The sequence below is a fragment of the Gimesia aquarii genome, from assembly GCF_007748175.1.
Taxonomy (GTDB): domain Bacteria; phylum Planctomycetota; class Planctomycetia; order Planctomycetales; family Planctomycetaceae; genus Gimesia; species Gimesia aquarii_A.
The window spans coordinates 5,258,881-5,270,924 of the sequence record NZ_CP037422.1; the positions used below are offsets into that span (position 1 = coordinate 5,258,881).

Annotated in this window: 7 protein-coding genes; all 7 read right to left on the bottom strand. The window is 45.8% G+C overall.

Translation table 11 applies throughout. From position 1 onward, the window contains the following. Positions 1 to 60: 60 nt before the first annotated feature. Positions 61 to 2,091 (bottom strand): glycosyltransferase, encoded by a 2,031-nt coding sequence (locus tag V202x_RS20060; protein WP_145178648.1) that lies wholly within the window; start codon positions 2,089 to 2,091, stop codon positions 61 to 63. A gap of 34 nt (positions 2,092 to 2,125) precedes the next feature. Beyond that, positions 2,126 to 2,473: a hypothetical protein gene (locus V202x_RS20065; protein WP_145178649.1), complete on the bottom strand. Its 348-nt coding sequence runs from the start codon at positions 2,471 to 2,473 to the stop codon at positions 2,126 to 2,128. Between the two features lie 248 nt (positions 2,474 to 2,721). Then, entirely contained in the window at positions 2,722 to 3,057 is a 336-nt protein-coding gene (locus V202x_RS20070; RefSeq protein WP_145178650.1) for a hypothetical protein, read from the bottom strand. Positions 3,058 to 3,416: 359 nt separating this feature from the next. Continuing rightward, positions 3,417 to 3,620, bottom strand: coding sequence for a hypothetical protein (locus V202x_RS20075; RefSeq protein ID WP_145178651.1), 204 nt, complete (start codon positions 3,618 to 3,620; stop codon positions 3,417 to 3,419). Between the two features lie 781 nt (positions 3,621 to 4,401). Then, complete coding sequence (locus V202x_RS20080; RefSeq protein WP_145178652.1) at positions 4,402 to 9,096, bottom strand: glycosyltransferase; 4,695 nt, start codon at positions 9,094 to 9,096, stop codon at positions 4,402 to 4,404. 20 nt (positions 9,097 to 9,116) lie between these two features. Further along, entirely contained in the window at positions 9,117 to 9,713 is a 597-nt protein-coding gene (locus V202x_RS20085; RefSeq protein ID WP_145178653.1) for a class I SAM-dependent methyltransferase, read from the bottom strand. Further along, the gene (locus V202x_RS20090) at positions 9,658 to 11,922 is read right to left on the bottom strand and encodes a glycosyltransferase family 4 protein (RefSeq protein ID WP_145178654.1); all 2,265 of its coding nucleotides are present in this window, start codon (positions 11,920 to 11,922) and stop codon (positions 9,658 to 9,660) included. Before V202x_RS20090 ends, V202x_RS20085 begins: the two co-directional genes overlap by 56 nt. Between the last annotated feature and the right edge of the window lie 122 nt (positions 11,923 to 12,044).

Here is a 12,044-nt window from a genome sequence, read left to right on the forward strand (position 1 = left end):
ATCTTCCTTTTGCCAAAATTTGTTCGCGTAAAAGCTAACGTGTATTCAATTAAGTGCTAGTTAAATTTTTTCTTCAATCAGGACATTGCTTGTTTGTTTCTCAACAGCATTTTCTGGATTCACAGTCCACTTATTGAGTGGGCAACGTTCGGAATCCCAGAGGGCTTTGACTCTCAACGTGCAGCCACAACTTTTGTGTTTACAAACCATGCGACTGGTATCACACATTTCACATGCTTGACATGTTGAGAGTCGTGTGTTGTAGGTTGCTTCATCGACGTGTTTACTTCCGTTGGTGACATGTCGGGCGACTGCTTTGGTAAAATTAAAGGCTTTTCGCATCATGCCGGGTTCTGATGACTCAACAGAATTTTCTGATACCGCCTGCAAATTTTGACCGGGGCCGGCGCCTTTTTCCCAAAGCTCAAAATAATCGGTCCGGGTTTGGCAGAGCTTATGAAAGTGAGGATGCTTTTTGCATTGGTGCCGTTCACACCAACCTGGCTCGGCACATTCACAGTCTGTCTTGGATGATTGTTTCGGTTTCATGATTTCGGACTCCAACGCACCACTGTGCTGTGAAAAACAGGACCAGTTGACTTTGGCCTGAAAGCCTGTTGTCTTCAGACGCGCGTAAAATGCAATATCAAAATCGGGCATATTGTGTAAGGCAGTGAATACATTATCCCTAATGGTGGAAGCCCGTAGAATCGTGCAGCCAAATCCATTACCCCCGACAACTTCTTCTTGATAACCCAGCTTCTCATAAGAAGCACCCGCCTGATTCCAGACCACAAAACCCTTATGAAACCGAGAGGGGTAGGGGGCCGCGACCGAGACCGTTTTTGGATCGAAGCAGGAAAGTAGCTGCTGGCAGACGTCGTCAGGGGGGACGATGTCATCTTCCAGAATCCAGACAAATTCCGAATCCACCATCCGCAACATACGATTGTAGATGCGGGCCATGGCGAATCGAACCTGATCACGAATATCAGGTAGACGCCGATTTTCATCGGCCAATCCAGAAAGACCAGCATCAAATTTTAAATAACGCACATCACGATAATCACAATCTTCGATCCAGTCTCTGACGGTTTGCGAAAATTCCTCACATTGGCTGGTATCCATCAACACCAGGGAAATCTGATCGTGAGGCCAGGTTTGTCGCTCCAGGACACCAGCTGTCAGTGGCCAATGTTCCACTCGGCCAGAAAGAGGAATGAACAGCATGATTTTCTGATGAGCCAGACCTGCGTATTCAAAATAGCTACGCTGTTCGGCCGTTTGCATTTGCTGAGTCCAGTTGGTTTTGTGGATGCGGTAGTGATAGAGGGCCTTTTGTTTTCTGGCGGTCCAGGTTCTGCCCAATACTTCCCGCCAGAGAAACCAATCTCCTTGTGTGAGCAGGGGGTCAATTTGTTTTTCAAAGACACGACTCAACTCAATCGCTTCACTTAACGCCAAACTGCCAGCATGAATAAAATTGTCGAACTGGAGTTGGTCGGCAGAGTAGGTTTCGGGATAGTTGGAGCAACCTTGTCGTTTACCAAAAAACTGAGTATCAGAATAGACAACGGCCACCTGGTAATGATCGAACTGTTCTAATCCTTTTTCAAGATAGTCTTCGGAAAGCCTGTCATCGGCATCGAGGAAGCATGTAATTTCAGAATTCGTTGCTTCAAAGCCGGCTCCACGGGCTGCATGCACATTACCCACATCCACAGACAAATATTTCACGCCTTGCCGTTGATAGGATTGAGCGATCTCTTTGGTATCATCCGTGGAGCGATCATCGACCACAAGAATTTCGCGAGGTTTGTAAGTCTGGGCCAAGACACTATCAATCGCCTCACGCAAAAAGGCTCCATAATTATGCGAGATAATGACGACGGCAACAGAGAAATCTTTGAGTCGTCTGCGATAGCGGCGGGATTTTTTCTCTGAGGGACTTAACTGGCCAGGTCCTATTCCCTTTTCCCACATTTTAAAATAGTCAGATCGTGTCTGACACAAATGAAAAAAGTGTTTTGGCTTATGGCAATTATGCCGTTGACACCATCCTGATTGACTACATTCGCATTCCGTTGACATATTTTGCTCTTCTATTTTTTGTCTTCCATAGGCATTAAGCGGTCACCGTCAGTATAAGCTGTTGTCTCTCATCGCAGCACTTTGAGTTTTCTAAGGACAGAGCGGGAAATTCGAGTAAAAAGGGATCACAGGAATCAGGGCCTTCCTCAGCAACAAAATAGCCTCCGCCGCAGATCACACCACCCCGCCAATGAAAGCCTGACTGATCTCTTAAACAAATTAAGCCAGCGGCAATTTTGTGATTTCCACAAACGTCCAAATCATATTCCCCGTACCAGCTACTGTGCCCTGTAAATTTCAAGCAAAAAGAAACACCATCCAGACCTTCACAACCTCCTGATCCGATATCAATGAGTGTGGCGGTCAGACGCCTTGAAGGCATGCTTGTCCCAGTACAGCAACCAAAGTTCCTGGACTTGAGTCCTTTTGGATCAAGTTGTCTCAGGATTTCCTCTTTCAATGAAACGTTAATTATTAAACTCCTTTTTATTGGGATAGAGGCAGCCGTTGTGACTTAATACTGTATTTCCTTTATAAGCTGGCCCACCTATAGAGTTGAATCCACCATCAAAAGTAAGATTTTGAAATGTTCCACCTGTCATATCTTCGCTTTCTTGAATTCCAAGAATTTCAACAAAATCCATCTGTTGTTGAAAAATTAGGAAAGATTAGGTTAGGTAAAGAGCCTCCTGTTGCTTTCTCAGATCCACTTACTGGTGGAAGAAAAATACTATCCCACCCAAGTAGCCAGCTATCATCGTTTGAGCAATTTAAATGATAATTGTATGTACCTGAAAGTCCTTGCCAGCCTGTCCCAGCACCCAATAACGTAGTCTCAGGATCATTCGGTTCAAACTGACTCGTATCAAGACAGAGGTGTGGAAACTGTTCTACTAATTCTTGAAGTGTCGCTGGATCACATGAAGTATCACTTGGTGGATTGCAGGCAGGATTCGAGCTGGGCATCTCATCTCCTTTGTCTGTATGAATTTACATTTAAATGTATATTTAAATAGATATTATTGTCTAATTTAATAACTATAATCATATTATAATATTAACAATTATTAATATAGATAATACTACTATACAAATTAAAAAGTTCGACTGTGTTTCATGATAAATAGGGACACCAAAATGTCAATCAGTTTTTTCGAAAATACTGGAATTATGTATGCAGGTATATTCAGTATAGGATTCCTTGAGAACTGTTAAGGTGAGGGCGGTGTCCAGGGTAAAGTCGTATTGAATTGGACTGCAGGAACTGTCGGAACAATCTTTTAGTTGATATGTGACTCCATCCGTGAGTTGCACGACACAATTAGTCAGGTAGTCAGGCAATCAAAAGCGTGAGGCCAGCCAGCGCCACTTGAGGTCGTCCAGGCATAACCGAGACCACCACCTTCAAGGACTTGATTAATGGGGGGAGGCCCTACCAGATAGAGAAACCGCGGAAGGTCTGCAGCAGGACCGAAACATTCTTCGCAAGCAGAATAAGGGGGCTGACAAGCCGAATTGGAATTAGGCATAAATGGTTCCTTTCGAGATCAAGGTAACCTGACTTAAAAACTGTACCAATTCTTAGGTCGATTGGTTAAAGTGAGATCACTGTGCAGTTACTGATATTGCTGTCAGTTGTTGTTACTCGCTTATTGTAATACGAAAATAAGTGGTTTCATCGAATTGTTCATAAAACTCAAGTTGAACTGGGCTGCATTGACAACTATTGGGACCATTCCAATAGCTAATTGGTGAATATGATGCTAAAAGACCCATGTCACACGGACCTGGAGTTGCATTTGGAGTGTTATAGCTCTGATAGTTAATTTGAACGCTCCAACCACAGTATGGATCTGATAATGCGGAATTGTATGCAAGGTCAAACCCAAAAATATGAGTTTTGATTCCAGGATATTCACCGCAAACAAAAACGATTTGCTCAAACCAATCACACGGAGTCTCGTAGTCGTTTTTTAGAGTTACTGTTCCAGTAGTGGTGTCAGTACCATTTGTTATATAATAGTCTAGCTGGAGTGTATTGGGGACAGGATATGACGTCCCTCCTGATTCACAGTCACAATGGTATGTTTGAGGAGAACTACAAACGGGGTTTGAATTCGGCATCATTGTTTCCTTTCGAAGTCGAGGCTAAGCTCGCTAGTTTATCTGGATCATAAGTAATATCACTTGGTGGGTTACAAGTAGGATTTGAATTCGGCATTGTGTTTCCTTTTCCATTTCTAAGTTTAGAAATGGAATTTTATGTGTCTTTTCCTAAAATTGATTCAGTTTACTCATGTAGAAAATATTTCAGACCGAATGCAATAACTGTGCGGCTTCGTTATGACCGGGACACAGTCGCAATGTCTCATGCCAGGCACTTTTAGCACAGAGGCAATCTCCTTCGTTCTGGTATGCATGACCAAGCAGGTGCCAGGTTGCTGCGGATTCTGGTCTAAGTTCTAACGATTTTTTGTAGTTGGCGATGGCTTTCTCACACTGATTGAGCTGTAAAAACGTGGTACCCAGGTTATGAAACGCGGACGCATCGTTTGGATCTTTTTCAGCCAGAGTTTGTAATACCGACAATGACTTTTCAGGAGATGACCGTTCAAAATTGAGACGACACAGTTCGCGGAGCAACTCGATGGCCTGTGGTTTTTGGTCGAGCTTCTTCTGAAGTTGTACGATAGCCTGATCCGGCTTTCCTTGTCGTTCCAGAAGTCGTGCTGAAAGAATGAAACCATCAATGTGAGTTTCCTCCTGACCACGCATTCTCATGGCTAACTGCTCGACTTGTTCCAGCTTATCGGCTTTGAGGAGCGTTTCTCCCAGACATTTCCAGGCAGTGGTATAAGTCGGAATTTCTTTGATGATCAGGCGCCATTGTGCTTCTGCTTCTTCGAGCTTTCCCATTTCATCGTAGACAATGGCCAGGTTGTGTCGCGTCTTATAACCACAGAGTCCCACATCAATACTAGTAAAGTGGCGGTCGGTCTGTTCATTGATGACACGCAGGTAGGTTTTTTCGGCATCAAGCAACCGGCCGAAGTGATGCTGCAACATTGCCTGTCGAAACAGAAGTTCTTTATCACTAGGAAAATGGCTCAGACCTTGACTGCAATAGTCCCAGGCGTCCTGGTGTTGCTCATTTTGAGACAGGGCATTGACCAGTAACGCGTAGGCCTTGCGGACTTGCGATTCACCTGGATCAGAGACTCCCAGGCACTGTTTTAAATATTTGATCGCTTCAGGGTATTTTTCATCATCTGCGTACGTCATGCCCAAATTGAACAACACAAAAGGATGATTGGGACGTTCTCTGTTATCTAATTTAAGCAGCCGGTAGTCGCGTTCCAACTTGCGTTTACGACCTTCTACACTATGGTCTGAGCCTGAATGCACGACGTACAAATCGGTCCAGGCCACCTCTCCTCCCAACCTTCTAATAGCAGGGATAATTTGTTCGTGAATCCTATGTTCAAACTGTAACTCAGGATGATTGCGGAAGAGCTTCACATGATCTACGGCTGTCATACTGACATCCCATTCAGGGCCCGGACAGTGAACCTGCATAATATATCCCAGAGTACGATCAGGGTGAGACTGTGCAGCTAGTGCTTTCAGTTTTTTGCCACACTCGGCAGTGATCGTATCATCGGAGTCCATCCAAAAAATCCATTTCCCCTGTGCGTATTTAATGGATTCATTACGGGCAGCTGAAAAGTCGTCACACCAGGGAAATTCAAACATGCGGGCACCATACTCACGGCAGATCTCAGGAGTCCGATCAACAGAACCAGTATCAACGACAATCATTTCATCCACCCAAGGCTGAATACTTTCCAGACAAGGGCCGATGGTGTCTTCATTATCGCGGACAATCATGCAGAGTGAGAGTGTGTGTGGATAGTCAGTGTCGTCAGTCACCGATGTTTCCACCGATTCTTCCTTTGGTCTCAAATCTGACTGCCATTTCTTACGGTACTTTCGCTCGTTTTCCTGCATGATGCCGGCAAAGTCAGCCCCTGATCCAATGAAGGAGCGACTCCCAAAATGATGCACGAATGCGCCGACTGCGATGACAGTTCGATAACCGGCTGTGATGGCCCTTCGACAAAAATCATCATCCTCAAAGCAGCCAATCCCAAATTGTTCATCCAATGTTCCAATTTGATTGACGACTTCCCGCTTCATGAGCATACAAAACCCCACGAGTCGTTCTTCATCAAGGGATTGCTGATCATGGCGTTTGCCCCAGTCCCAGGCAAATCCATCGAGACTCGACAAATCGGTATAAGAAATTGGAATTTGTTGTGGGCCACTCACGTTATTGGAAACGGGGCCGACAATTCCGATCTCTGCTGAGGAATGAAGTTGTGTCAACAAACGATTTAGCCAACCGGTTGTCAGGAGAGTATCATTATTCAGGAGCAAGATATTGTTGCCGGAAGCGATTTCTATGCCTTGATTCACGGCAGCCGGAAAACCACGATTTTCGGAGTTGAGAATGAATTTTGCGTCAGCAAGTGTGTTTAAATAAGCGGGCGTTCCGTCTGTTGACCCGTTGTCAACGAAAATCAATTCGTAAGGTTCATCGGTTCGCATCCTCAAACTATCAATGCACTGTTGGGTGTATGGCAATTGATTATGGGTCACAATGATGATAGAGGTTAAACCATAATCGGGTTGTGGCCGCTTTGTAGCTGTGACTAAATATTGATAAGCATAGAATTCTTCCACTTCTTCAGGAGGGAGCCCGTCAATGTGTAAGTTACCGATTTGGATTTTCCCAGGGTAACCCTGTGTTTGCCATTCCTGGTAGCCAGGTCCCGGCACAATTTGGAGTTTGTCGATTTGATATCCCGCACGAAAGAAGAGCTTTTCAATTTCGCGTCGGGTAAAGAAGCGATAGTGGGTTTGATCGAGTAATCCTGCGCATTCGTAAGTCCAGTTGCCTTCCATCAGCCCAGTCAGCACGCTTTGATTTCTGACATTGGGAATACTGGCCACAATTGTGCCTTCCGGAGTCAGCCAGTTCGCGATTTTGTTGAGGACTTGTTCGGGTGCCTTTAAGTGTTCAAGCACGTCTGCACAAACGACACAATCAAACTCCGCCTCTTGAAATTCCTCAGAGAGGGCTTCGATATTGTTTTGAATCACCCGGTCAAGCCGTTGTTGAGCAGTTTCGGCGGCAAAGCGATCCAGTTCGACTCCGGTCACAGTTGCGGATTGCCGTTGTTTGAGGGATTCCCCTAAGCGTCCCGATCCACAGCCCAAATCGAGTATGTTGTGTGCTGTGGAAGGAACCAGCGTCACTACTTCAGGACGTGGGAATTCGAAATAACTACGGTCCTGTTGGGGGGGCGACTTGGAATCACTGGCTTGGGGAGCATGAGTACTGGTCTTATTGGCAGGTTTAGAGCAGGGAGTCTGTTGAAGAAGTGTGAGCGCACGCTCAACGGCCTGGTCGCTTAGCTCTAAATGGTCATCGCGAACCGAAAGGGCTTCAGTTCCACTCGCGCCTTCAAGATCCGTTACTTGGGCTAACAGTGATTGATGACGTTGGTTTAAAAGCAAGGAAAAAAAACGATCTGCTTTTCGGATTAGCAGCTCGTCTTCTCCAAATTCTTCACGATACGCTTCCAAAACACTGACCCACTCTTTTTGAAAAAAAGCGCCCCAGCCCACGAGGGCCATTTGTGCTTGACCAAAACAATTCGTGGCATTTTCAAACAAGTGCGGATGTTTCAGTCCATGTGTAATTCGATCTGGAGATGCCAGAAACGATTCATACAGTTCAGGGATGTTATGCACGAGGCAGTCGTCGTCCTGAGTATAGATAATGGGGTGTTTGGCACGCTGTGCGCACAAAAAGCGTCCGTAGGTGACCTGGTTTTGCTCGGACTGGATGACATGTACGCCCTCTACTTCGATGTCGAGATGGATTTCCGGATTATTATTCCAGACCAAGATATCGTCGATAAACGGGTAGCGTCGTAAGTCTGTGACAATCTGCGCGATATTTTGAGGACGTTTCCAGGAGAGCAGGCACGCCGATACCGATTGGTCAGGCAAGTGAATTTGATAGTTTGGTTGCCTGATTTCTAGATCGGACGAGGGGACAAACACAGAATTGGTGGGAGGCATCGAAACACTAGTTTTCGCTGGATGAGTTTCGATTGAAGCCAGTAGTGATTGCATACGATGTTGATATGTGTGTTGGGAGACAGCAAGTTTATGCCCCTGCCGGGCAATTTTGTTGCGTTCTGTTTCTCGCTTCAAATAATAATCCATTTTGTCACAGAGCTCTTCAAGGCACTGGTAAGTTACCAAGTGCTTACCGTCTGTAAACAACTCTGCTTGTCCATTCTCGGAAAGATCATTGGTGAGTAGCAGACCGCCACAGCCCAAGGCTTCAAACACACGCATGTTAACGTCATTTTTGACACTGCGATTAAAGATCACATGCGAGGCCGCATAGGTACGGGCCATCTCTTCAAAGTAGGTTTGACCGATAAAACAGTCGGGATACTTCTCATTAAGAGATTCGAGCAGTGCACAGCGTTCCTGTCCCACCAGATTCCCGACAAACGAAAAATCATACTGTTTCGGTTCTGAATAAGGCCGGTGAATTTCCGGATCACAGGCCAAAGGTAGCCAGAGTGCCGATACAATACCCTCATGCTGCAGTCTCTCTGCCCCGTCATTCTGAGCGGCAAACACAAAGTCATAACGCGCCGTTTTTTCGAGGCACCATTCGAAATTCATATGCGTATCAATTACCCAGCACGCGGCAGGCCTGAGGTGATCCGGTAAGTGATATTGGAACCCATCGTCGATATTGAGAAACAAGTCGAATTTTCCTGTGGGGATCTCTGAGATCTCTTCCGGGATGAAATGTTCGACTTCAACAAGGCTTCCTAAGGCGCGTCGGCAATAAAAACCTGTTGTTTCAGGCCGAGCCTGATTATCAAAAATGAGGGCGATGCGTTTAATCGTCATGTGATCTCTCTATGCTGTAATTATCGGGCTTTAATGGCAAAGCAGTACAAATCATTGGCTGCCGTGTTATGATTGAGATAAAGCTCTTCAAAGGAGGTTTCTCTTATCCAATCCAAGAACATCCTCAGGCTCACATTTTGATAATAGTCTGGATTGGGACCAAACAGTTCCCCTGTTCGTGATGTTCCATGCTCCTTGCGTCCCTCCCCTGCGCAGGTCATAAAAAAGAGTCCACCGGGACGTAAGAGTGATAACATGTGAGCAACCGTTTTGTCGGCATAGGGGTCATGCTCAAATGTCTCTAGAGAGCAAACTACATCAAAGGATTCAGGATTAGCCTCAAATTCATGTCCCAAGCAGACCTGATCAACGCCGTTACCGGTTTCTGCATCAATGCCCATATAATCACAGTCTGCAAACTGATCACGAACGGAACCATTCACGTCACGAGATCCTACTTCCAGGACCCGTTTGTTCTGGAAGCAGTCAGGAAAGCGATGTTTCACAGTTTGACAAAACTCTTGTTGTTCGCGATGAGCCACGGCATTCCCTTCCCATCCCTTAGTTTGATACGACACACCTACTTTGATTGAAGAGTCGTTTGTAATCTCGTTCAATCACATCGCCCCATCGAAAACGTTCCTCGAAGACAGCCCTCCCTGCCTCTCCCAATGTTTTCATTCGCTCTGGTCGATCTAGTAGTTGGTTTAACTTCGAAACCCAATCTGCGACGTCCCCCGGGTTACAGAGCAGCCCAGTTTCCTGATCGGAAACGCTACAGGGTAGTCCTCCAATGTGGCTGGCTATTACCGGTAAGCCACAGGCCATCGCTTCCACCGAGGTACGACTGAGTCCATCAGGAACAATGGTCGGAACGGCGCAGAGATCACAGTGTCGATACCAAAGGGGAAGTTCTAACTGTGATTTCCAGCCCACATATTTCGTGAACTCCTGTTGTTGCTGAGGAGAGTCCGAAGTTACTATCAATTCAAAGTCCTGGCGTGTTTCCCATAACTGCTCACACGCTGCCAGCAAAACAGGAAACCCTTTAATCGGTTCATGAACCAGGCCTGCAAAGATAACAGATATCTTGTCTTTGCTGATTTCAGGAGGGCATTGTTCGTCAGAAGGAAAAGGCCAGGGGAAACGCGATTCATCCATGCCCCAGGTGACCACTTCCACGTGATTGCAAAACGGTTTATATTGTTTGGCAATCATCGGATTCAGGACCAGCACCGCTTCCGCTTTATGAAAGGACTGCTGTAAAAGATCATGATATTCAGAAGACCCGACACCACTCAACTGTCGTTCCAGTTGATGAAGTTCGCCAGAGCGATTTTTGATCAGGCAGTGAAAGCAGTCTTCGGAATTGAAAAATTGATTCTGGGGGCAAGGAGTTAATCCCTCTGGTCCCGGGAGCATTTGCAGGTTATTCAAAGGGCACAGGCATTCTTGCGCCTGCATTCGCAAGAAGTAAGGATAGTCACTCACGGCTTCCGCCAAATGCGGCTTGAAATTCCAACTGTCTGTAATGATCACAAAATCCGGATCAAAATCGTAAACAGCGTCTTTTACTCGTTTACGAATATGATTTGCATTCCATTCAGAGGGAGTAAAATTCAAAACTTGGCTTGGAATGGGGGCATCGGACTCGATTTGGCCAATTTGCCAAGGATCATAGCGGACACAGATATGTTGAACATCGTATCCAGCCCGGCCTAAAAATTGGACTAATTCTGTGGTGTGAATATTACCGCCACCCGTGGAAGGCCAGTTATATAGAAAACTGACAATGCCAATTTTGGTGTTTTCAACAGAATTGGTTTCAAGGTTAGAATGAAAAGAATAATTTCTTTGGGGTGAAGCTGCTTTTGTTTCACGAGGCGTACTTTGCCGTTTTTCTCTCTGGGATTCTGTCGTATTCAGGGTGGTGTCGATGATGGTTTTCAAACGTTTCCCGATGTTTTCACGTGAGAGTGTTTCCCGTAAGTCTGATGCAAACTCAATCGTTTTGGTTCGATATTCCTCAGAGAACCAATAGTCCTGATCCTCTACTGCGGCGACTTCAAATCCTAATCTGGCCAGATGCTTGACACTGGAGCTATCCCGGTTCATGGCCAACGGTAAACCCGAGGCCAAATGATCAATGGCTTTGGCGGGAGGTTTATGTCTGGCTCGAAAGTCGGTTCCTTTAACGTCAATCGCGCTGCTGGCAAGTTCGGCCCAGGCAACGTGTTTGGGGGGTGTCCAGTGTTCAATACGAATGGAATGCTTGCTAGCGAATCCCAAGTTCTCTTGAGGAATCGAGTCTATTTCCGGTTCAAGGTTGGTCAAAATCCACAGTTCTTGTGGCAAGGAATGCTGGTTCACCCATTCAATTAAAGGATGCAGATTGGAGTGAAGGCCAGTCCACAAAATTGGTCCCTCGGCTGGTTTGGGGGTCAGGGTTTTCGAAATAAAACGCAGATGGTGATCAATGTATTCTACAGGCGCATACGCACAAAAATATTTTCTAAGAGACTCGCAGTGAATCAGAATCTGCCGACATTGAAACAGCCATTTCCCATCGCGATCAATGTCTCGGGCCGATCCATAACAGTCAACCGGGCAAAAGATGACTGGGATGTCTGGCGACCTGGAACTCATTAACTTTGAGAAATCATATTTGACGATGAGGGCCAGATCACAGGCGGGGATGGAGTCTGAAAAGAATTCGATGTCATAGAATTGTGAGAGCTCTTCGGCCATCTCTTCGCCGATCCACTCCCAAGATCCAATGCCGGGATAAACAGGTCCAATACCAATACAAGGGTGAGAAGTTCTCATTTACTTTCTGCCAATACAAAACGCGTTTCAACAAAGTCGTTGGGTAACCGATTTCAAAATCAGGCGACTGTTGAGAACAATCCGTCAATTTGTTGATACTGAACACGGATCTGGCTTTGTGG

What these genes read in the sequence shown, in the direction of transcription:
- V202x_RS20060 (WP_145178648.1), bottom strand. Translation starts at nt 2,091, where the DNA reads ATGTCAACGGAATGCGAATGTAGTCAATCAGGATGGTGTCAACGGCAT.
- V202x_RS20065 (WP_145178649.1), bottom strand. Translation starts at nt 2,473, where the DNA reads ATGCCTTCAAGGCGTCTGACCGCCACACTCATTGATATCGGATCAGGA.
- V202x_RS20070 (WP_145178650.1), bottom strand. Translation starts at nt 3,057, where the DNA reads ATGCCCAGCTCGAATCCTGCCTGCAATCCACCAAGTGATACTTCATGT.
- V202x_RS20075 (WP_145178651.1), bottom strand. Translation starts at nt 3,620, where the DNA reads ATGCCTAATTCCAATTCGGCTTGTCAGCCCCCTTATTCTGCTTGCGAA.
- V202x_RS20080 (WP_145178652.1), bottom strand. Translation starts at nt 9,096, where the DNA reads ATGACGATTAAACGCATCGCCCTCATTTTTGATAATCAGGCTCGGCCT.
- V202x_RS20090 (WP_145178654.1), bottom strand. Translation starts at nt 11,922, where the DNA reads ATGAGAACTTCTCACCCTTGTATTGGTATTGGACCTGTTTATCCCGGC.